Source organism: Sphingobacterium arenae (assembly GCF_014692505.1).
Taxonomy (GTDB): domain Bacteria; phylum Bacteroidota; class Bacteroidia; order Sphingobacteriales; family Sphingobacteriaceae; genus Sphingobacterium; species Sphingobacterium arenae.
In genome coordinates, this window is the sequence record NZ_JACNYK010000007.1 from 219,514 (window position 1) to 242,716 (window position 23,203).

At 44.0% G+C, this 23,203-nt stretch carries 16 protein-coding genes; 10 read left to right on the forward strand and 6 right to left on the reverse strand.

All coding sequences use genetic code 11. The features are described from left to right. The first annotated feature begins 65 nt into the window (after nucleotides 1–65). The 10 genes from H8B17_RS19195 (at nucleotide 66) to H8B17_RS19240 (ending at nucleotide 15,995) form a co-directional block, all read left to right on the forward strand. Nucleotides 66–290 carry a helix-turn-helix domain-containing protein gene (locus H8B17_RS19195; protein ID WP_190310837.1) on the forward strand — a complete coding sequence of 75 codons (225 nt, stop codon included), beginning with the start codon at nucleotides 66–68 and terminating at the stop codon, nucleotides 288–290. An 88-nt stretch (nucleotides 291–378) separates the two neighbouring features. Further along, on the forward strand, nucleotides 379–891 hold the full coding sequence (locus H8B17_RS19200) for a hypothetical protein (RefSeq protein ID WP_190310838.1): 513 nt from the start codon (nucleotides 379–381) through the stop codon (nucleotides 889–891). A 122-nt stretch (nucleotides 892–1,013) separates the two neighbouring features. Further along, a complete protein-coding gene (locus H8B17_RS19205; RefSeq protein WP_190310839.1) occupies nucleotides 1,014–2,579 on the forward strand; it encodes a DUF4832 domain-containing protein in 1,566 nt (521 codons plus the stop codon). A gap of 46 nt (nucleotides 2,580–2,625) precedes the next feature. Then, nucleotides 2,626–5,691 carry a SusC/RagA family TonB-linked outer membrane protein gene (locus H8B17_RS19210; protein WP_190310840.1) on the forward strand — a complete coding sequence of 1,022 codons (3,066 nt, stop codon included), beginning with the start codon at nucleotides 2,626–2,628 and terminating at the stop codon, nucleotides 5,689–5,691. Between the two features lie 11 nt (nucleotides 5,692–5,702). Next, nucleotides 5,703–7,424 carry a RagB/SusD family nutrient uptake outer membrane protein gene (locus tag H8B17_RS19215; protein ID WP_190310841.1) on the forward strand — a complete coding sequence of 574 codons (1,722 nt, stop codon included), beginning with the start codon at nucleotides 5,703–5,705 and terminating at the stop codon, nucleotides 7,422–7,424. Between the two features lie 37 nt (nucleotides 7,425–7,461). Continuing rightward, on the forward strand, nucleotides 7,462–9,099 hold the full coding sequence (locus tag H8B17_RS19220; protein WP_190310842.1) for a SusE domain-containing protein: 1,638 nt from the start codon (nucleotides 7,462–7,464) through the stop codon (nucleotides 9,097–9,099). Between the two features lie 42 nt (nucleotides 9,100–9,141). Next, on the forward strand, nucleotides 9,142–10,746 hold the full coding sequence (locus H8B17_RS19225) for a DUF4832 domain-containing protein (protein WP_223816684.1): 1,605 nt from the start codon (nucleotides 9,142–9,144) through the stop codon (nucleotides 10,744–10,746). A gap of 39 nt (nucleotides 10,747–10,785) precedes the next feature. Then, entirely contained in the window at nucleotides 10,786–11,988 is a 1,203-nt protein-coding gene (locus H8B17_RS19230; protein ID WP_190310843.1) for a glycoside hydrolase family protein, read from the forward strand. Between the two features lie 30 nt (nucleotides 11,989–12,018). Next, nucleotides 12,019–14,298, forward strand: coding sequence for an FAD-dependent oxidoreductase (locus H8B17_RS19235; RefSeq protein WP_190310844.1), 2,280 nt, complete (start codon nucleotides 12,019–12,021; stop codon nucleotides 14,296–14,298). Between the two features lie 8 nt (nucleotides 14,299–14,306). Further along, the gene (locus tag H8B17_RS19240; protein WP_190310845.1) at nucleotides 14,307–15,995 is read left to right on the forward strand and encodes a sodium:solute symporter family protein; all 1,689 of its coding nucleotides are present in this window, start codon (nucleotides 14,307–14,309) and stop codon (nucleotides 15,993–15,995) included. A 33-nt stretch (nucleotides 15,996–16,028) separates the two neighbouring features. Here the strand turns inward: H8B17_RS19240 and H8B17_RS19245 are convergent, their stop codons facing one another. The 6 genes from H8B17_RS19245 to H8B17_RS19270 form a co-directional block, all read right to left on the reverse strand. After that, complete coding sequence (locus H8B17_RS19245) at nucleotides 16,029–16,841, reverse strand: hypothetical protein (protein WP_223816685.1); 813 nt, start codon at nucleotides 16,839–16,841, stop codon at nucleotides 16,029–16,031. Nucleotides 16,842–16,921: 80 nt separating this feature from the next. Next, nucleotides 16,922–18,232 (reverse strand): glutamate-1-semialdehyde 2,1-aminomutase, encoded by a 1,311-nt coding sequence (gene hemL, locus H8B17_RS19250; protein ID WP_190310847.1) that lies wholly within the window; start codon nucleotides 18,230–18,232, stop codon nucleotides 16,922–16,924. Between the two features lie 227 nt (nucleotides 18,233–18,459). Beyond that, on the reverse strand, nucleotides 18,460–19,431 hold the full coding sequence (gene hemB / locus H8B17_RS19255; protein WP_190310848.1) for a porphobilinogen synthase: 972 nt from the start codon (nucleotides 19,429–19,431) through the stop codon (nucleotides 18,460–18,462). 29 nt (nucleotides 19,432–19,460) lie between these two features. Further along, on the reverse strand, nucleotides 19,461–21,053 hold the full coding sequence (gene hemC, locus H8B17_RS19260) for a hydroxymethylbilane synthase (RefSeq protein ID WP_190310849.1): 1,593 nt from the start codon (nucleotides 21,051–21,053) through the stop codon (nucleotides 19,461–19,463). A gap of 104 nt (nucleotides 21,054–21,157) precedes the next feature. Continuing rightward, nucleotides 21,158–22,399, reverse strand: coding sequence for a glutamyl-tRNA reductase (gene hemA, locus H8B17_RS19265; RefSeq protein WP_190310850.1), 1,242 nt, complete (start codon nucleotides 22,397–22,399; stop codon nucleotides 21,158–21,160). 141 nt (nucleotides 22,400–22,540) lie between these two features. Further along, nucleotides 22,541–23,194, reverse strand: coding sequence for a hypothetical protein (locus H8B17_RS19270; RefSeq protein WP_190310851.1), 654 nt, complete (start codon nucleotides 23,192–23,194; stop codon nucleotides 22,541–22,543). Nucleotides 23,195–23,203 lie beyond the last annotated feature (9 nt).

A 23,203-nucleotide genomic window follows, 5' to 3' on the forward strand; every position in this document is an offset into this window, starting at 1 on the left:
GTAACATAACAGGGAGAACCTGCTGGACGGAAACCGTCTGCGCGGGCTCCCATTTATATATTGATGTGGAGTTACTGCAAAACTGTACGGCTGCTCCGAAACCGGACGAAATGCACACGTTGCTAACCCGAAAGGAAGTGATGCATAAGCTGAACATTAAAGATAGTACCTATACCCGTTGGGTAGACCGCGGTATCTTGGCGCCGCGGATTATGGGGACGCGGCATTTCTATACTGAAGATGATCTGGGAGGTGCTTTCGAGGAAAGCAAGCGCAAAGGCAAGCGTTGACATCATAGAGACTTTGTGCATCTGATTGGCGCAAGGGGAGGTATGGGTAAGATCGTGCTTCCCCTTTGTTTTTCCGTACGCCGGCGTCTTGACGGCGTACGACTTTGTTGGTATGCCGGGCAACGAGACTATTCTGCCGTATGGGGCAGTGACGCCGGCAGACGCCGAGACGGTGAAGATGACCATCTTGTTCATATCTCCATGCGGGGAAGCCGCACTTCCGTGTGCCGAGGTGATACTGTTGCCCTCCATAACCAATCTTCCGTCTTTCTACGTAATTGTCTTGCCCAACGAAAATAAACTCTTGCGCAGCAAAGTGATTTCGGCATACGGCAAGATGTTTGCCTTGGGCAAGGGATTTGTTGATCCATATGCCGACGTGAAAAAGATGGCCGGAAGTTTCATCGGGTTGGGCAACGAAGTGATTTCGGCGGACGACGACGTTACGCTCCTGCTCATCGATAGGGTACTTCCGTCCGCCGAAGCGATACTTCCGTCCGGGTTGCCGACGGAATTGTCGTCAGTTTCTGTTAAAATCTTCCTGCCGAGACCACTTTTATTGCTCGCTCCCCAATTTTTGAAAGGTGTATATAGATTTTAGAAAAAATATTTGGTATTTTATTTTTATTGCTTTATGTTTGCTTTATAGTTATAGACCACACCAGACCAGACTAATTTAAGGAAGGTTAGTCTAAGGGCCGGTATCTAAAAAATGAGGAATCAATGAAAGTACTATTACCACTGATAATAATTGTTTACAGCAGTTTTCTTTTCGGTCAATCGGCAGAGGAGCGTCTTTTTGAACTAGAACCTATAGCCACTCGTACGGTTGACGGCCGTATACCCATATCGCTAACTTACGATTCGACGTCGGTGCTCAGAAACCCTTTGAATGGTTGGGTGATGTACGCTGGCCGTACGGCAGAACCTACCTATTGGGACAAGGAATACTATGTAGATGAACTTCAAAAATTTGTTAAAGTAATTGATTACGCTTCTGCTTGTTATGTGAGAACCAGCTGGTCATCGTTGAACCCTAAGGAAGGAATATATACTTGGCGGGATACAACAACGCAAATAGGTCGGTTGATTCAAGGTGCAATGAAACGAGGAGTTCCAATTGCTTTCCGAATTGTAGTCGACGGACGCGACCAGGGAATGAATACGCCAAAGTTCGTGTTCGATGCCGGTGCGCGCTATTATATGGAAAATGATAAGCATCCGAATCGTTTGACACCACTGCCTCAAGACCCTATTTTTCAACGATATTATGAGCGGTTTATCAAAGCATTCGCGAAAGATTTCAACGATCCGGAGAGAGTCGCGTTTATTGATGCATATGGTTTAGGAAAGTGGGGAGAAGCGCATAATGTGGTATATGCGGAAACAGGAGAAGCTACCGAAGAGGAAGTGCAACAATGGAAGGAAGAGGTTTTTGGTTGGGTGACTGATGTGTACACAAAGTATTTTACAAAGGTTCCGCTAATTATCAATTATCATCGCTTGGTTGGGCATCCGCAGAGCTGGGGAGATCCAAATCCGAAAAGTGAAGAATTGTTGGAGAAAGCCATTGCAAAAGGTTACGGATTGCGGCAAGATGCTTTTGGAATGACTGAATACTACGCTGGTTGGGAGGAAGACTTTGCCGCCAAATGGAGGTACAAACGGCCTATTATTATGGAGGGGGGCTGGATTACCGCCGGACAACACCGGTATTGGATTGATCCCAGCAAGAGATATCGTCAAGGGCATCCAGAAGATGTTCGGCAAGGAGAGTTTGATATCGCCGCTGCTGCGCATGTGAATATGATGGATTTTAGAGCTGGAGATACGGATTCATGGTTTGAATATGCTTTTCCGTTGGTCAAGCAGTTTACTGCTGAGGGCGGTTATAGGCTCTATCCGGAAGAAATTGTCTTGCCCAAAGTGATAAATAATAAAGGACTGGTTCATATCTCACATCGCTGGCAAAATAAAGGCTGGGGTTACTTCCCAAATAATATTCCGCAATGGAATTATAAATATAAGGTGGCTTTTGCGTTATTGGATGAGAATGGTTTGGCTAAGCAGGTATTTGTAGATGACAACTGTGAACCATCGGATTGGCGCCAAGGCGTTTCGGTAATATACGATTATAAGGCGCAGCTTAACGTGTCTAAAGGGCGATACAGCTGGGGATTGGCTATTGTCGATCGTACGAAAGCAGATCAACCGGCGATTCAACTTGCTATTGATGGTGTATTAACCAGTGAGGGATGGTTAAAATTACAGGATGTTGAAGTACAATAATTTAAAAATCAAGTTAATCAATATAAACATTAATTAGTAATCCATTATGATAAAAAACAGAATACTTGTAACCCTACTGGGTGTGCTCTGCTCTATATGGGCTTTTGCACAACAGGGGGCGGAGGTACGTGGAACGGTTTCGAATAGTGAGGGGCCGTTTCAAGGGGTGAGTGTTGTGGTGGCAGGAACGGACATAGCTACCGTAACCGATGAACAAGGGAGGTACAGCATTAAAGTCAAATCTACAGACGAATTGGTCTTTACGGCGATTGGCTATCTGGCTCAGCGTATCCGGGTTGCTGCACAGACTACGCTCGATCTTTCATTGGTAGAAGAGGCCTCCGCATTGGATGAGGTCGTTGTTGTTGGTTACGGTGAGGTACGTAAGAAAGACTTAACCGGAGCGGTGAGCACAGCGAAAGGAGCCGATTTGGCGGAACGTAAAACGACGAATTTATCGTCTTCCTTGCAGGGGGCTATACCAGGTTTGATGGTTCGACGTAGTAATAATGCGCCGGGTTCATCGGCGGGCAGCATGCATATTCGCGGGGTGACGACGATTGGAAACTCGGCGCCCTTGGTGATTATTGATGGTATCCCGGGAGATATTGATCACGTGAATCCTAACGATGTGGAAAGTGTTTCTGTATTGAAAGATGCTGCATCTTCGGCTATTTACGGCTCTCGTGCAGCAGCAGGGGTTATTTTAATTACAACCAAACGAGGTAGCCGAACGAATCTAAATTTAACCTATTCCGGCGAGTTTGGTGCAGAAATTCCTACCCTGCAGCCGGAGATGGTTGGTGTAACGCGTTATCTCGAAATGTCAAACGAACTGCGCTATAATGACAATCAGGTTGGTGGATTCTATCAGGATTATAGCGCCGATCAAGTGAAAAATTGGATTAACTACAATACAACAGATCCTAATAATTATCCGCTTACCGATTGGCGAGGGTTGATTTTAGAAGATTATGCTCCAAGACAGACACATACTATTGGTGTATCGGGAGGAAATGATAAAGTGCGCAGTAAGGCGACATTGGCTTATGACGCTGTCGACGGTCTTTACGAGGAGCGATTTTTCAGACGTGTGATGCTTCGGGTAAATAATGATTTTACGATTAATGATATGATCAGTGCGACGCTGGATTTGAATGTGCGGAATGCGCGAAATCATACACCGCACTACACGCCACTATCCTTGCTACGGCAGATGCCGGCTATCTATGCGGCAACCTGGGATGATGGTCGTATCGCCGAAGGAAAGTCAGGTGGAAATCCCTATGGACTGCTTCATTTGGGAGGTGATCGCGATTCCCGAAGCACACAATTTCGCGGTCGCGGCGTGATTGATATCAAACCTTTTGACGGATTTAAGGTATCGGCCATTGTTTCACCTTATATCAATTATGCGAAAAGTAAGGCGTTTCGCAAGGCTGCTTCGTATACCTTGGCGACGGATCCGGATGCATTTGGCGGTTGGTTGGAAGATAATGCGAATCCCTATAGCACTACTAGCCTGAGCGAAGAACGTAATGATGATTATAACATCACTTCGCAGCTGATCGCGAACTACATGAAATCATTTGGTAAACACGATCTAACGGCGATGGTGGGGTATGAAAATTACTATCAGAAATGGGAAAATTTAGGTGCTTCAAGGGACCAATATGTGTTGGATCAATATCCTTATCTGAATGTTGGCCCTTTAGACTATCGCGGAAATAGCGGTGATGCCGAAGCGTATGCCTACAATTCTTACTTCGGTCGACTGATTTATAGTTATGGAGATAGGTACCTTTTGCAAGTGAATGCGCGCCGGGATGGTTCTTCACGCTTCCATAAGGATCATCGCTGGGGAACTTTTCCTTCATTTTCTGCAGGTTGGGTCATTAGTGAAGAGTCTTTTTTGAAGAACGCAAACATCAATTGGTTGTCTTTTTTGAAATTGCGAGGATCTTGGGGCGCTCTTGGTAATGAGCGAATCGGTAGCTACTATCCGTATATGTCTTTACTGGCATTTGGCAACGCTCTATTTTATGAAAACGGAGCGACTGTAGCCAATACCACAGCGGCACAACGTACCTTGGCGGTGTCGGATATTTCTTGGGAGAAATCGCAATCGACTGATATTGGTCTTGACGCAGCATTTTTGGATAACCGGTTGACCGTTACGGCAGATTACTACTGGAAGCAAACGCAGGGTATGTTGCTGAATATCGATATTCCGGCTTCTGTAGGGCAAGGTATTTCAGAAATGAATGCTGGCGAAATGTCCACAAAAGGCTTTGATTTGGAACTCGGCTGGCGCGACCAAAAGGGGGATTGGAGCTATGGCGTAACGGCTAATTTATCCGACTTCTTATCAAAACTGGATGATATGAAAGATACGCGGGTCATTAGTGGAAATAAACTGAAAGAGGCCGGGATTTACTTTAATGAATGGTATGGTTATAAAAGTGACGGACTTTTCCTGACGGAGGAAGAGGTAGCGAACTCGCCGAAATTGAATAATCAAATAAAAGTGGGCGATATCAAATACTTGGATATTTCAGGTCCAGAAGGGGTGCCGGATGGTATTATATCGGCGGAATATGATCGGGTACCTCTGGGGAATTCATTGCCTCGTTACCAGTATGGGGGAAGACTGTATGCTGGGTATAAGAACTTTAATCTCGCGATGACTTTTCAAGGAATTGGCAAACAAAGTGTGCGCTTGGAACGTCAGATGGTTGAGCCACTGCGGGCAAATTTTGGTAATATTCCAGCGATTATTGATGGGAATTATTGGAGTCCGTTTAACACAACAGAAGAGAATGCAGCAGCGGCCTATCCTCGCTTGACACGCGCTAATGTGGAAGCGAATATGGCGATGTCGGATTACTGGTTGTTCAACGGACGTTATTTCCGTTTGAAAAATATTACACTAGGTTATACCGTACCGAAGACTGTTACAGAGCGATTCAAGGTGCACAACTTGCAGGTTTACGCAAGTGCAAGTGATTTGTTTACCTGGAATAAATATCCTTCGGGCTGGGATCCGGAGATGGGGGTTAGTGATTACCCGATTACGACAACCGTGTTAATGGGGGTTTCCCTTGATTTCTAAACAATATAAATATGAAATACATAGTAAAAATATATGCACTAGGATTGTTGCTGATGCTGCAAGCCTGTCAGGACATGGATTTAGCACCACTTTCGGAAGGAAGTAGCGAAACCTGGTATTCAACCGAAACAGAATTGGATATGGCCGTAAATGAATTTTATATTCTCGGCTATTGGAATCAACCGTTGGAAAACTCAGACCAGTGGACGGATAATTTTTCGTATAGAAATACGCACCGCGTGGATATTCTCTACGGAACGCTAAACGGTGGTCAGTGGGAGGTGTACCGTCTTTGGGAACAGAGTTATAAATTGATTGCCCGTGCCAATGCGCTATTAGAGAGAATTGACGAAGCCGCTGCAGGCAACGTTAGTCCTGAAAAAATAGAGACATATAAGGCAGAAGCCTATTTCGCTCGGGCTTGTAAATACGCAGACTTGATCTGCTATTTCGGTGATGTAGTGTATTACGATCAGTCGCCTACATTGGAAGAGGCTTTTGAGAAAACGCGTACACCTAAAGATGAGGTCATCCCGTTGGTCTACGAGGATTTTGATCGAGCAGCAGCTGTTTTACCAGAGGCCTATCCAAACAGTGCGGTGCATTTTACGAAGGGAGCGGCTTATGCCATGAAAGCCAGGTTTGCGCTGTATATGGGCGACTGGGAGGTGGCTGCAACGGCGGCGAAAGCTTGTATCGATCTAGGGGTGTATGATTTACATCCAGATTTTGGGAACTTATTTTTGGCGGATACGAAATCGAATACTTCGGAAAAAATATTTGCTTTTCCGCGTTCCATTGCCAGCGGCGTTGTGCTGGATCAATGGGTTGTAAACAACGAACTCACGCGTAACCCTGGAGGCTATGGATCGTCTTGCCCTTCCTGGGATCTGATGGCGGCTTTCCTCTGTACGGACGGCATGCCTATAGATGAGTCGCCATTGTTTGATCCACATAATCCTTTCGCGAATAGGGATCCGCGTTGTGCAAAGACTATCGTAGAGTTCGGGACGGTTCATGTTGGGTTTGATTATAACCCGCATCCGGAAGTGACACAGGTGATGAATTATAATACGGGCACCATGCAGGCGAATCAGGACAATCGAGCCATCAATCAGTATGCCTCGTATAACGCATTGAACTGGAAAAAAGGTATCAACGAACTATGGATCCAAAATGGCCGTACCGTGGAACGTGATTATGTGATGATGCGTTATGCGGATGTGTTATTGATGTATGCCGAGGCGAAGATTGAACTGAATCAAATTGACCAATCAGTATTGGACGCGATGAATGCGGTTCGTGCACGAGGATATGGCGTTCCTTTGACGGCGACAGACCAATATCCGGCCATTACGAGCATGGACCAAACAGCCTTGCGCAAAGAAGTCCGGTTGGAACGGCGGGTGGAACTAGCAAATGAAGGTTTGCGCTATATGGATCTAATTCGTTGGCGTTTGGCTACAAAGGCGTTGAATACGAAGAACTATGGTATTCTTTATCCTGCAGCAGATCTTATTAGTCAAGTAACTTCCAAAGGACATTGGTTTTGGGCATATACGCCTCAAATTGATGAAGATGGTATCGCTGATTTCTCTCAAATGGAAAATGCAGGATTGATTTCGGTATTGTCGCAACGTGTATGGGATGAACGTCAGTATCTATGGCCGCTACCTACACCTGAACTGGAAATATCACCAAATCTAAGAACGGATAATAACCCGGGATATTAGAATAAATATGCTAACAAATTCTATAAACCTTATGAATATGAAAATGAATAGAATAACGGAGAATGCTAAGCTTCTGGTGATGCTCATGGTGGGGATCGGCTTGGTGGCTTGCGAAAGATTAGATATTGACGATGCTTACTCTCGTCACGATTATACCTTGGCAATCGAGGCGTCCACTGATGAGGTGCTACTGGACGAAACTACGTCTGGTGATGTCGCATTGACCCTGAATTGGTCGGCTGCTGCAGATTTGGGGTTTGCGTATAGTACGTCCTATTATCTGGAAATGGAGCCATCGAGTGGGAGTGATAAGGGGGCAATTATTGAATATGTGGCGCAAGATGAAACATCGAAGAGCTTTACGCATGAAGAACTACAAGAGCTGCTGGTCGATTATTGGGAACGCCCTACCGGTGCTACAAGTACACTAAATGTGCGGATCACCTCGAATACGGAAGGACCGCGGGTGATTATCCCTGAAGTAGCGACGGTGCAAATTAAGATTAAAACCTTCGGTCCGAAACCTTTCTTGGCGGATCAGTTGTTTATGCGTGGAACAGCTGTGGGAGAGGAGGATATCGAGATGACTGCTGCTTCGGGGAATAGCAATCTCTTTATGTACACAGGAAATTTGTCTGCAGGAACCATCTTTTTCCCGATTATTTATGGCCTCGATGTAATGGAAAACGCAGTTGCTCCGTTGGAAGACGGTGGGCAGGTAACGACTTCGCCGGCCGATATACAGGTGGTGGAATTAACGGAAGCGGGAGCTTGGCAGATCACAGAGGAAAATGAATATCGGGTGACGATTAATTTATCAACAAAGCAGCTTAGCATTGTGCCTGCCGGTGATGTGCTGGATTTGGATGCGCTATTTATGTCGGGCACGGCTGTGGATGGAGAAATGGAAATAAATCGAGCATTAGAAGACGAAAATGTGTATGCGTTTAGGGGGGAACTGAAAGCGGGTACACTCTATCTTCCTATAGAGTTTGAAGGCGAACGAATGCTCTCCATTGTTCCTGAATCGGGTGGCGTGCAAGCGATCTCAGATGGTGTGACGATCGGTTTTGGACAAGCAGAAACGGGCAGCGCACAAGCAGCTAACCACTGGGAGATTGCCTCGGCAGGGGTGTATCGTATTGTTGTCAATATACAGAATAAAGATATTACCATTTACTCTCCGGAAACTGATCTCCAACCCAAAGTGGTTTCGTGGAACAACACGGTCATCGGACAAAATCCGTATACTGCACCGATAACAGAACTTTGGATGTATGGTGGATTTAATAGCTGGAGTGGAGATGGCAATGGTTTCAGTGGCTTCCACGATGATTTCAAAATGACCCAAAGTATGGCAAACCCGAATATCTTCGTGTATAATGGCGCTGCTTTGCCGAGGACTACAATCTCCGATGAACGTACTGGCGAAAGTCAAACCGGATCGCTGCGTTTCTCGGTATCCAATATTCATAACAATGTTTATGCGTTTGGTTCTACAGCGCCGGCACAGCGGAACGTGAGCAATGGTTATTTTACCGTGGATTCGAATACACCGCAAACGCTAGTCGAAGGACAAGGGGATAACCGCTATGCTTTCTTTAATATCCCATCAGGAACGAATTTCGTAGTCGTCGATGTGGAAAATCTAACGGTGGTTTTTGATACGAAATAGGTTGATCGGGATATAGTTTATAATAACATAAGGAGAATAATTATGAATACGATAAATAATAAAATACTTTCGATGGTGCTGGGATTGTTGCTCGTGTGTGGTCTCACGGCCTGTAGTGATAGTGAAAGCGTTTGGGGTGAACCATACGAAGATATAGATATATCGGGTAATATTTCGGTGAATGTCCTGCCGGAACGAAGGGCCTTATTGCGAAATCCCATGAACGGTTGGGTAATATATGCAGGTTTAGGTGATGGCTTATCCGATACTTTCTGGGAGGACTATGATAATTTTCAGTCGACAAAAGGTCGTATAAAGGTTTCGGATTATGCAACGACGCTTTTTATTCGTGGTGCTTGGTCTGATTTTAATCCCGAGGAAGGCAGGTATGTATGGGATGAGGATTTGAATACGAAACCGGCTCAACGATTCAAGGATCTGGTGTCGGGCGCGCTGGAGCGAAACTTAAAGTTGGCATTTTCCTTTATCGTGGATAGCAGGGATAAACACTACAACTTCACGCCCCAATATGTCATGGATTCCCCAGGCATCGAAGGGTACGAAACGACCACAGGTACCGCCAGTCATGTGTGGTCTCCCTACCCGGACAATGCGGTTTTTCAAAAACGCTATGCAGACTTTATAAATACTTTTGCGGAACGTTATGATGATCCTGATATGGTACAGTTTATCAGTGGAACCGGTTTAGGAAAATGGGGCGAGTCGCATAGTCTGCGTTACGCAACGGATGATGCCACGCCGCGGGAAGATGTGTTTGACTGGGTAACGAGTCTTTATGCGAGTGCCTTTAAACGTGTGCCCGTTATCGTGAATTATCACCGCACGATATTAGCACGCGGTGATTGGAGCGACGACCGGGATTTCCCAATTGCACAGCGTATGCTGGAAAGTGCAATTGAAAAGGGATTCTCCCTACGTCATGATGCTTTTGGTATGAAAAGTTACTACAAGGCTTGGGAACAAAATTTTGCGCGCAGGTATAATTATCAACGCCCTATTGTGGCCGAAGGCGGTTGGGTGAAAAATTCGCATGGTGGGTCGATTTCAGGTGACGGCTATAGCAGTTATGCGGATGTGCGTCGGGGTGAATTTGATGAAGCTAAAGGGGCAGCGGCCAATATGTTGGACCTTCGCTACAGTCGTGACATCGTTAACGGCGAAACGTTTTCTTGGTTCAATGAGGCTTTTTATTTGGTTGAGCAGTTTATCGCTGAAGGAGGCTATCGCCTGTACCCCGATCGGATATCCCTTCCAGAAAGAGTTCCCGCTGGCGCGAGCTTTCGTATCGGTCATCGTTGGCACAATCTAGGTTGGGGCTATTGTCCAACAAATATCCCGCAGTGGAACGATAAATATAAAGTGGCTTTTGCCCTGTTGGATAAGAATGATCTATTGCCTCAGACCATCATGGTTGATAACGCTCCAATGCTCTCCGAGTGGATCAAAGGTTATCCCAAAGGATATACTTTTTCCACCACGCTTACCAACGTAGGCCCCGGTGACTACTATTGGGCGATTGGTATTGTCGACGTGACCAAGAATAACGAGATTGGTATTCATATTGCGGCGAAAGAAAATATGACCGATGAAGGTTGGCTTCGCTTAAGTGAAGTAAATGTGCAATAACGTGACGAAACAATCGAGTAAAATCCCTAAAACAAGAATATGAATGTAACTAGAAAATACGTAGTAGCGGTGTTTTTGTCGCTTGTGACTTGGCTAACGGTTTTTTCTCAAGAAGCCTACCTAACACCCAATCATTACCCCCAAGGTAGTCAGATTGAGCGGATACAGCAAGCCATTGACGAGGCGGTGAAAACGACAGGTAAGGTGATGATTCCGCGATACGATGTGGTAGAAGAGACAACTGTGTGGCGTATCGACGAAGCGATTTTACTTCCCTCCGATTTGGAACTGGAGCTCAACAATTGTACGATTAAACTGTCTGATTACTCTAGGGATAATTTTATCCGTTCTGCGAATGCCGGCTTAGGAATCAGCGATATCAAACCGCTTCGTAATATCCGCATTGTGGGCAAGGGGAATGTAGTGCTGGAAGGTGCCGACAATCCACGTTCAACCGGGGATCACAATAAGCGATTGTCCTTAAATCCAGGAAAAGGTTTTTCGCAGTCCTACGGCAGTGATGCCGGAAAACCCGGCGAAAATCAAAAAGGCGGTTGGCGAAATCACGGGATCATCCTGGCGCACGTTGATGGTTTTGAAATTACTGGAATTAAGCTGAAAGACTATCATGCGCATGGTATTGTTTTAGAACGGGCAAGAAATGGTTTGGTTCGCGATATTACTTTTGACGTGCGACAGGCTGTAAATATTGATGGAATGGATCGCACCGTGTTAAATCAGGACGGACTGGGCGTGCGGTTTGGTTGTCGGAACATCATCATAGATCGTTGCAAAGGTCGGAGTGGAGATGACTTTATCAATATTGGCTTGACGGATACGGGCGTTCCGGCCGGGAAGGAGAATGTTAATGTGGTGAGTGGCGCTGTCTATGCCGGGGCGCAGGATGATATCGCCAATATTTATTTGCAGAATTGGCAAGACTTCTATTCCATATCGCATAAGGCAATTCGGATCATGCCTATAGGAAACTTGAACATCCGCAACGTCTTTATCGAAAATATGACGATTAATCCGGCCTCAAAACAAGGGTTAGTCGTGGAACATACCCATAATATTAAAGGGCTGATGGTGCGAAATATGGTGACGTACTCGCCTGTGCTTGCACAAGGAATTGTGGAGGCCAGCTTTCGCGATATTTTTTATATCGGCGATGGTTCCCCGATTGACGTGGAATGCGGAGAAACGGTTGTCATAGATAACGTGAAGAATGTTCAAAATTAGGTTGGTCGTTGAATACAATAAAATAACGGAATGATAAAAGAAGGATTTGAAGCAAGTAGGGAATTAAAGAGAGAAACACACCACACCGAGCTTGCCATTGTTGGCGGAGGGCTTTCGGGCGTATGTACAGCGATAACAGCCGCTCGGAAGGGGGTCAAAGTTGTGTTGATACAGGATAGACCAGTTTTGGGAGGAAACGCTTCTAGTGAGGTGCGTCTATGGATATTGGGGGCGACTTCCCATCTCGGCAATAATAATAGATGGAGCCGCGAAGGAGGGGTGATAGATGAAATTTTGGTAGAAAATACCTACAGCAATAAAGAAGGAAATCCATTGTTATTTGATGCTATTCTACTCGATAAGGTCCAGGCGGAACCCAACATTAGACTGTTGTTAAATACGGCAGTGTATGAAGTGAATAAAAAGGGTGACGATACGATCAATTCGATAAAAGGGTTTTGCAGTCAAAATTCGACGGAATATATCGTTTACGCACCATTATTTTGTGATGCATCAGGAGATGGTATTGTGGGCTTTCTTTCCGGTGCTGCATTTAGAATGGGAGCGGAGAAAAAAGAAGAATTTGGAGAAAAATTTGCACCGACAGAGGAATATGGCGAGCTCTTGGGACATAGTATGTATTTCTATACGAAAAATACCGGACGTCCGGTGAAATATAAAGCACCTGCATTTGCTTTAGATGTGGCTAAAGAAGTGCCGAAGTTCAGAAAATTCAATGCGAAAGAGCATGGCTGTCAATTATGGTGGTTGGAGCATGGTGGACGGATGGATACCATCCACGATACAGAACAGATTAAATGGGATCTGTGGAAAGTGATCTATGGTGCCTGGGATTATGTTAAGAATTCCGGCAATTACCCGGAAGCAGAAACCATGACGTTGGAATGGGTGGGAACAATTCCGGGAAAACGCGAAAGCCGTCGTTTCGAGGGGGATTATATGCTGCGCCAACAAGATATTGTTGAACAGCGTGAACATGAAGATGCCGTGGCGTATGGGGGATGGTCTATCGATCTACATCCCGCCGATGGTGTGTTCAGCGAAAAACCGGGCTGTAATCAATGGCACGCTAAAGGGGTCTATCAGATTCCATACCGTTGTCTTTATAGTAAGAATATCAAAAACCTGTTCCTGGGAGGACGGCTTATCAGTGCCACCCACGTTGCTTTCGCGTCCACACGCGTCATGGCTACAGCGGCACATATCGGACAGGCTATTGGTATGGCAGCGTATATCGCTAAAGAAAAACAATACCTTTACCCCCGTGATATACTAACGGAAGGTTTCATATCGGAACTCCAGCAGGAACTTCTTAAATCTGGGCAACATATTCCTAAAATTGTATTACAAGATGAAGGAGACCTCGTGCAGCACGCAAAACTAAGTGCATCGAGTAACTTCGAGCTGGAGATACTAAAGGCAGACTTCGCGCTTCCGATAGATACTGCCGTGGCACAGATGCTCCCGTTAGAAGCAGGCAAAGTTCCTGATATAACGGTAGAAGTTGATGTAACGGAAGATACGGAATTGCGGGTAGAATTGCGGATGAGTAGCCGAACAGGAAATTATACGCCGGATGTTACATTAGAAACTAAATCTATTCCACTAAAGAAGGGCAGAAGAACAATTAAACTGTCGTTTTCGGCAACGATGCCGGAGCGTGCGTATGCGTTTGTGACTTTTCTCGAAAATACGGCGGTATCGTTATATCGTACGAATACCCGTGTTACCGGTGTGCTTACCGCATTCAACCTCATCAATAAAGCAGTCTCCAATTTTGGAAAACAAACGCCACCGGAAGATATCGGTATGGAAGCATTTGAGTTCTGGTGCCCGCAACGTAGACCGGATGGACACAATCTGGCATTACAGGTAGAGCCGGCTTTGCGACCATTTGATGTGGAGCAGATAAAAACAGGTGTCTATCGCCCGACGACTGCACCTAATGCGTGGGTAGCTTCCCAAGAGGATACAGCACCTCAATTAAAAATAAGTTGGGAGGAACCACAAGAAATCCGTCATATAGATCTGTTTTTCGATACCGATTACGATCATCCGATGGAAAGTGTATTGATGGGGCATCCGGAAGATGTGATGCCGTTCTGTGTGAGAAATTATAAAATAGTAGATGATCAGGGGCATATTGTCTTTGAAAAAGAAGGTAACTATCAGAGTATGAGTCGAATTGAATTAGAACAGCCTGTTATAACAAGTGCATTGACCATTGTGGTCGACCGTCCTTCGGAAAATGTTCCGGCTTCCTTATTTTCTGTGCGTTGCTATAATTAAATAGAAAGATGGATATTTTAGATTATATCATTATGCTGCTGTTTACAGGCGTTGTCATTGCGGCAGGCCTGTCATTCGGAAAAACAGGCAATTCGATGAAATCCTATTTTGCGGCAGGGGGCGCCGTTCCATGGCGGATTAGCGGTTTGTCACTGTTTATGAGCTTTTTTTCCGCAGGTACATTTGTTGTCTGGGGATCTATTGCTTATCAGCACGGTTTTGTAGCAATTGCGATTCAGATGACGATGTGTTTGGGAGGCTTAGCAGTCGGGATGTTTATTGCTCCCGCCTGGCAGAAATCCCGTGCACTGACAGCGGCGGAATTCGTGTCTCGTCGGTTAGGTATCCGTGTCCAGAAATTTTATAGCTATCTCATATTGCTGATTTCATTGATGTATACTGGGGCTTTTCTTTATCCGGTAGCAAAAATTATCAACGTGTCAACCGGATTTTCTATTGAAGCTTGTGTATTGGTGCTAGGAATCCTTATCATCTTATATACGGTAGTCGGTGGGCTATGGGGAGTGATGATTACCGATGTCATTCAGTTTATTGTATTAACGGCTGCGGTCATCATCGTGGTGCCGTTAGCCTTTGATCGTATCGGTGGTGTTGATGCATTGATTACCAATGCGCCACCGGACTTTTTCAACATAGTGAATGAAGAATATTCATGGCTTTTTCTGTTAGCATTTGCGATTTACAATGGAATATTCATTGGGGGAAACTGGGCGTATGTGCAGCGCTATACGACTGTGGATTCGCCAAAATCTGCGCGTAAAGTGGGTTGGCTGTTTGCAGTCCTTTATCTGATTAGTCCGTTTATTTGGATGTTGCCTCCGATGATTTACAGAATTGTCAATCCTGAGCTATCTGGGTTAGATAATGAAGGGGCGTACTTAATGATGTGTAAGGAAGTTTTGCCCAAAGGGCTTATTGGATTGATGCTGGGTGGCATGGTGTTCGCGACAGCCAGTTCCGTTAATACGACGTTGAATTTGGCAGCAGCAGTGTTTACCAACGATTTGTATAAGTCTATACGACCGGATACGAAGCCCAAGAAGTTAATGTTTATTGCCAAATCTGCCGTTGTGGTATTTGGCATAATAACGATTTTGGTGGCTTTAATGGTTCCATCAGCAGGCGGTATCGTAGAGATTGTATTGAGTGTAGGCGCGGTGACTGGCTGCTCATTGTATGGGCCACCGATATGGGCATTATTCTCCAAGTACCATACCGGGCGTTCTATTCTTTGGTGTACCATTTTGGGGCTAGTAATCAATGTATATTTCAAATTTCTCCACCCTTTGTTAACCGGTATTTCATTAAGTCGAGCAGAGGAGATGTTGGCAGGCGCCATTATCCCTTTTGCCTTGTTAGCGGGATATGAGATATGGGCGAGAAGCAAGAGGGAGGTGGCTCCCGATTACATACGCTATCGGGAAGAACAACGTATGGCAAGCCAATCAGAAGGGGCGGAAGATGACGAGACAGAACAGAGTAGCGAGGAGCAAAACCGTTATGGTTTAAAAGTCTTGGCACGTACCATGGTTATCACATCGTTTATCTTTATTGTATTAGCACTTATTGCAGACCATAAAGCGTTATGGATTACGTTGTTTATTGGTATTATGGTAGGTCTGGGAGCGCTATCTGTTTTTCAGTATACAAACAAAAGAGTAAAGGCAGAGGTTTAGTCTGCCTTTACTCTTTTTTGTTGATTTTAACGCTTACTCCGCAGAAAGCGTAACTTTTCGCTCTACAGAAACGTTATCGCCGGTTACTGCATTACCATCTTTATCAACAAGCGTCAGTTTAAATGTGTTTTCACCCATTGGAAGATTCAATACTTCATAAGGCACCCATTGATCCAATGTGAATTCTTGTCCGTTGATGTTGGCTTTAACCTTGTTGCCATCAGCACCTAAAGACCCGTTAACAATGAAGAAATCTAGTAATAGAGCTTTGGTATCATCTCCTTTGTATTCACCTTTTGGACGGCTATAGAATAAGGCCGCTTGTCCTGAATCTGGTAATTCTTCGATAGTAGCGTCAGCTGTAACTTTAAACTTCACTAATTTGGAAGCCTCCGGTGTTTTGATCGACTCATGAAAAGAGCGCGATAAAAACGACATTAAATAATGCTCGGAATTAAGCGGTACGGTAACGCTATGCTCAGGCTTATATAATGCGTCATATGGACCGTTGTCCAAAATAAAATGTATATGCTGACCATCATGGGAGTTCGCCATGTGGTGATCATGTTCCGTTTGTGCAGTTAGTTCAAAATTGCTGACATTATATTTAACGGTGACTTTAGCGGAATCGGTGCCCACGGGTTCAGCTGTAATTGATGCAATCTCCAGTGTTGCGCCTGGAAACTCCTTAGCGTGTGATAGAGGGTTTACAGCAATAGCACCCACAGAATCAGCCAGAGCTGTAGTGTCTTGTGTATCGCCATCTGTATTCTTGGTGGTCGGGTTACATGCCACAAGGGTTGCTGATGTAGCAACGAATGCGAGGGCAATTTTCAAATTGGTCATTTTCATACCTTTTGATTTAATTATTTTTATTTACTACTTCTGTTATCTAATACCTAACAAATATAACGGAAAAAAGTTTTTCATTCAAAAACGGTATCTAGTGCTACCTTAATTGCTTCGATAGTCTGATCAAGGTCAGACTGTGTGTGTGCACCGGAAATGAAACCGACTTCATATCCTGAAGGTCCGAAATAGATGCCTTGGTTGAGTAAGGAACGATGCATAACTTTATATTTTTCCATCGAAAGTGGATCAATTTCGTCGGCTCGCTTGATACTTGTTTGATTGGTGAAAGCAAGCCAGAAGATAGAGCCAACCGTGAAAATTTGGACGGCATAGTTTTTCTGTTCTATATAGGTGCGTATGGCTTGGACAAACTCTCGGGTTTTTGTTTCTTGTTTGGTATAAAAGTCGGGCCCTGCTAATACGCGTAGCGCGGCAATACCCGCGGACATAGCGACGGGATTTCCAGACAGAGTGCCCGCTTGATATACACCGCCGTCAGGTGAAATATGTGCCATGAGTTCTTTGGAAGCTCCATATGCGCCTACAGGCATACCTCCTCCAATAATTTTTCCGTAGGTAATAATATCGGGTTGTATATCGTAGTATTTCGCTGCTCCTTCAAACCCTAATCGAAAGCCGGTGATAACTTCATCAAAAATAAGCAAAGCACCATGCTGTTGCGTAATTTGGCGTAAGAAATGGATATATTCCTTATCTTGGATTAATAGACCATTATTCGCTGGAATACCCTCGATAATAACAGCAGCGATCTGATTGGAAAACGAAGAGAAAACCTCTTCCAGAGCCTGCTTGTCGTCTAGTGAAATGACGATGGTTTCATCTGCGAATGTTTTAGGCACACCTGCAGACGATGTTTCGCCGAAGGTGATCAATCCAGAACCGGCTTTGACCAAAAGAGAATCGGAGTGGCCGTGATAACAGCCCTCAAATTTTACAATTTTATCCCTTTTTGTATAACCTCTTGCCAGACGGATAGCAGACATGACTGCTTCTGTTCCGGAGCTCACAAAACGAATTTTTTCGATGTAGCGATTATTGGTTAAAATCAATTCGGCAAGTTCATTTTCCAATCGGGTAGGCGCACCAAAACTTAATCCTTTGCCTAATTGCTGGGCTACCGCTTCCCGTACCTTATCATGGTTGTGTCCTAAAATCAGTGGACCCCATGAACAGCAATAATCAATGAATTCATTGCCATCTGCATCCCATATTCGGGCTTTATCTCCCCGTTCAATAAAGAGGGGAGTGCCATATACTGATTTAAATGCTCGTACTGGAGAGTTTACGCCCCCCGGAAAATAGTTTTTTGCTTTCTCAAAAAGTTCCGCTGATTTTTTACGTGAAATATCTTGTAGTTGTTTCATTTTGCAATTATCTAAAGATGAGCTCTTGGGTTCGTTTCTCGTGATTCGCAACTATGCCATTGCACTCACCATTCCTTGACACTTGATGTCGCATCCGAATTTACCTATGGTGAGCTCGCCGTAGGCTCGGTTTTGAGGTATGTACACACTCATCCTTAGTACTACCCCTCTTCTCAAAGATTCGAAGCGACGATTTTTTCAGTTCTTTTTTCTAAAAAAAGAACATACTATAACCATTTCTTTTCCAAGACCTCTTTCGCATGATAAGTCAGGATTGAAGTTGCACCAGCGCGGCGAAAACCCATTAATGTTTCTATAATAGCACGCTCTTCATCCAACCAACCATTACGAATAGCCGCTTTTAGCATCGCGTATTCACCGGAAACATTATATGCAGCGATCGGCAGGTCAAAATTGTCGTGCAATAATTTAATGATATCCAAATAAGGAAGCCCAGGTTTAACCATGAGGAAATCGGCCCCTTCTTCCGCGTCTAGTTGGGCTTCAAGAAGTGCCTCACGGGAATTCGCAGGGTTCATTTGATACGTCTTTTTATCTCCTGCTTTTGGTGCGGAATTAAGGGCATCGCGAAAGGGACCATAAAAAGCAGAAGCATATTTTGCGGTGTAAGACATCAATGAAACGTTCGAAAATCCATTTTCGTCCAACACTTGACGGATATAACCGATACGTCCATCCATCATATCTGAGGGTGCGATAATGTCTGCACCTGCTTCTGCGTGGGCAAGAGCCATTTTACCTAAAATAGCTAACGTTTCATCATTCAGAATAATGCCGTCCTCCACAACACCATCGTGCCCATCAGAGCTATAAGGATCCATCGCAACATCCGTTACTATACAAGCGTCGGGAAAATTTTTCTTTACTTCCTCGATAGCTCTTAAATATAAATTGCCCTTTTTATAACTTACGGTGGCATATTTATCCTTCAGTGAATCATCTATGTTGGGGAAGAGGTCAAAGGCATACAGTCCTAGCTTCATACAGCTTTCAACCTCGCGCAGCAAATTATCAATAGAGTACCGGTATATTCCCGGCATAGAAGAAACTTCGGTTTTCTGATTTTGCCCTTCTATGATGAATAGGGGAAAAATAAGATTGGCAGACGAGAGATGATGCTCTTGAACCATGTCTCGAATAACCGCAGATTTTCTATTTCTTCTTGGACGATGCAGCATGTTAATAATATTTAGATATTTGTGATGTGTTATTCGTAGTCTAGTCCGAAAATAGCTTCTGATAACCCTATTTCATCGGGAGTGAAAGGAAGTGTGTAAGGTAATCCCATAGCTTCGATTGCTTTAGCTGTAGAATAGCCTATGCAAATAATTTTTTGACCGGGATCGATGAGGTTTTCCTGGAAATAAGCCGTTACATTACTAGGGCTTGTGAAAACAAGTACCTCTGCATTTGTTTTGTCCACGTTTTCCTCTATAACCGTTTCGTAGAATGGCATATCGATGACTTTGGTCTCGGGTGTAAGGGCATTTTGGATAGACATTAAAGAATCCTTTGCTCGTGGAATAAATACCGTTTGTCCATCAACCAATTTAGCGAACTCCTTCGCGATATCTTCTGTTTTGATACCTAAGTTATCACCAGAAAAGTCGGCCACGCGATCATATTTACGTAAAGCATCTTCCGAACCTCTGCCCAATACAGCAATTTTTGTCTTTTTTAATATCCAGGGCTCTAATTTAAAGAAATGTTCAATTGCGTTTTTGCTATTAAAGAAAATCCAGTCCGCACGTTTGAGGATAAAAGAATCCAATTTATTGATCGTGGGATATATCTTGATTAACGAACGTGCATCTACTTGAATGTTATGCTTCGCCAAATAACGACCTAAATAGGAACTTTCGTCTAAGTCGCGTGTAATAAAAACACTGTTTGGTAGCTTTCTTTCTTTCTGAAATTTGCTGAAAATTTGATTGGCCATGCCTTCGGTATTTTCTGCACGTATATATAGACGGTTTGGAAAATCTTCGTTGTCTTCTGCGATGGACGTCCAAGCTTCGTAGTGTCCGTCCTTCGTTTCACGACAATAGCAGCCTAACGGAGCGTGACAACCTGCGTCGAATAAATTGAGTACTTTTCGTTCAACAGCAATTACATCTCCCACTTTTTTATCGTGTATTTTCTGCAAAAGATCAAACAATTCTTTGTCCGTTTCGCGAATCTGTACAGCTAAAACTCCTTGTGCTGGAGCGGGAATGATCTCTATCGGTGCTATCTCCTCAATATGAAAGTCAGATAGATCCATTTCTACACGCGCGATACCAGCTTTCGCTAAAACGATAGCATCATACTTCTCGTCGCGTAGTTTCTGAATACGTGTTTGCAAGTTACCGCGTAGATCGGTGAACTCTAAGTCGGGACGTAAAGATAATAATTGTGCTTTACGTCGATTAGAAGAAGTCCCCACAGAAGCATTGTGTTTCAGAGACAATCTTTTTTTAATATCAACACAGTCCCTGTGGATAATCAGTAGTTCCGAAGGGTCTTCTCGTTCCGAGACGGCCGCGATGATTAATCCAGGAGGGTTGACCGTAGGCAAATCTTTGTGGGAGTGAACAGCCAAATCGATTTGTTCGGTAAGGAGCTCTTCTTCAAGTTCCTTAGTGAAGAATCCTTTCCCTTCCATTTTGTCCAGCCGTAAATGCTGAATGATATCCCCCTGGGTTTTAATAATTTTTAACTCGGATTCTATACCAATATCAGCTAACCTCGCTTTGATAAAATTGGCTTGCCATAAGGCAAGCTGGCTACCTCTCGTTCCAATAATAAGTTTTCTGTTCACTGTCTGCTGCTTAATGGTTTGAAAATACTTACAAACTTAACCAAATAGGGATACAATCCCGACTGTCTTTGTCAGAATTATGGTATATTTTTTTCTTTATGCGATTAGTTGATTTCCTTTTGGGAATTTTGAACCAAAATTTCTTTGGCCATGACCATCGGCACTTTGATATACTTTTTCTCCATGTAGCTGATGACTTTCTCTAACACTTCGCGTGCCTGAGGGTCAAGATTTTGAAGATCTTGTGCAAACACTTCATTGACAGCAAACGCTCGGATCGCTTTTATTTTTTCCGGCACCTCGCGCATCGCAACTTCGACACGACGCTGCTTTATGACTGCTAGAAACTCTTGGATATTTTGTTGGATAATGGTATCGGCATTTTCCAACTCCGCGTAACGCTCTTGTTTGTTTTTCTCTGCAATAGCTTGCAGACTGCTGACTTCAATGTAGTGCATGGGAAACTGTGCAACTACTTCCGCATCGACATCGTTGGGGACCGCTAGATCAACAATTACTTTTTTGTCCGTTTCTCCCTGAAGAAGGGATTTGTAGAGATGAATATTAATGATAGCCTCAGGAGCGCCTGTACAAACAATCATGACATCAAATCCTTTTTTGTAATGTGCCAGCTCCGATAAAGAATAAGCTTCTGCATTTAACTCTCTCGCTAATTTCTGAGCATTCTTCAACGTTCGGTTGAAAACAACAAAATTAGCATGTTGATGTTTTTTTAAGTATTTAGCAAGATTTTGATTGGTTTCTCCAGAACCGATAACCAACACACGAGGGTTCGTAGGTAATTTCGTTTCCTTCAGCTTACGATAAGCTAAAGAGACCACGGATATTGGATTACGAGAAATATTGGTGTAAGTGTAGACCTCTTTGGCGGTCTTAACTAATCGATCCATAACCAAACGTAGATAGTCGCCTGTAAAACCGGCTGTTCGGCATCTTTCGTAGGCCCTACGTACCTGAGCCAGAATCTCCTTTTCGCCGACAACCAAACTTTCCAGTGAGCAAGACATACGAAACAAGTGGTTCAATGCATCCATGTCAGTGTAACGGGTGACTTGGCCTAAATAGCATTGCAGACGCTCTGCAGGAACACAGAAGTTCATCTGTTGCAGGAAGTTGGCAACAAATTCATCGTTTAGCTCGTGTCCGCCACAAAAAACAAATTCAACACGGTTACAGGTGGCGATATAGAAAATTTCTGGTATATCCAACGTAGTTTTCAGGTTCACCAAGCGATCTTCTAACTCTTCGTTACAGATGACCAAATTCCCCAAGTCTTTTAATTCGACGTGTTTGTGGGTAAATGCTATTACTTTTAAATTCTTCAAGGTTTGATCTTACTCAAATATTTTATCCCTGCAAATGTAGACTAAAAGCCCTTGTTTTATGTCAAAAATCTGTCAATACAATGAATTTAGAATGGTTTTAAATAGCGTTAACTTTTTGTTAATTATAGTCGTTTTAATCGTTTAACGTTGATTTGGACGATGGGAAATAAAATGATCTTTTAATTTATCTAACCCTATATTTTCCTCCGGCTTATCTAATTCGAAACGCCAGATTTTATCTCCTAATATATCGTCTGTTTCCTTCGAATGGATGATGTCAACGGGTTTCACACGAACTTCTTTGCTTAACGTCTCTACTGCGATATGCGGTGACTTGCAAAAAAGCAAAATTTGGATATCAAGATTTGGCCATTTGCCTATATTACTGAAATTTGCAGTGTAAAACTGAATAAAATCCTTTGCAAGTATCTTTTCCGCGAATATTCCGATTCGTTTGGCGCCGTTGATTTCGCTAACGGATGTTAAAATGTCATAAGATGTATGGTTGATAAAATAAAACTTCGCAAGGCCATCTCGCTGATCCCCCGCTATGCCAAGATAGATGCCGCGTTCTACAAAAGGTGTAGGTGAGTCGGTTGTGGTACTAGACAGATTGATATCATCGTCGTCTCGACGCATATTCCCGTGTACCAACGTGATTTTATTGATAGGAACTGGAATCTCAAAGCCAGAGTCATCTGTTACTCCCGCGATCTCATTGCTTTGAAAAGATGTAATGTGTCCTTCAATAGGTTCGTCAACAAAACGGACAAAGTCTCCGATCTTAAATTTCATATGTGTATA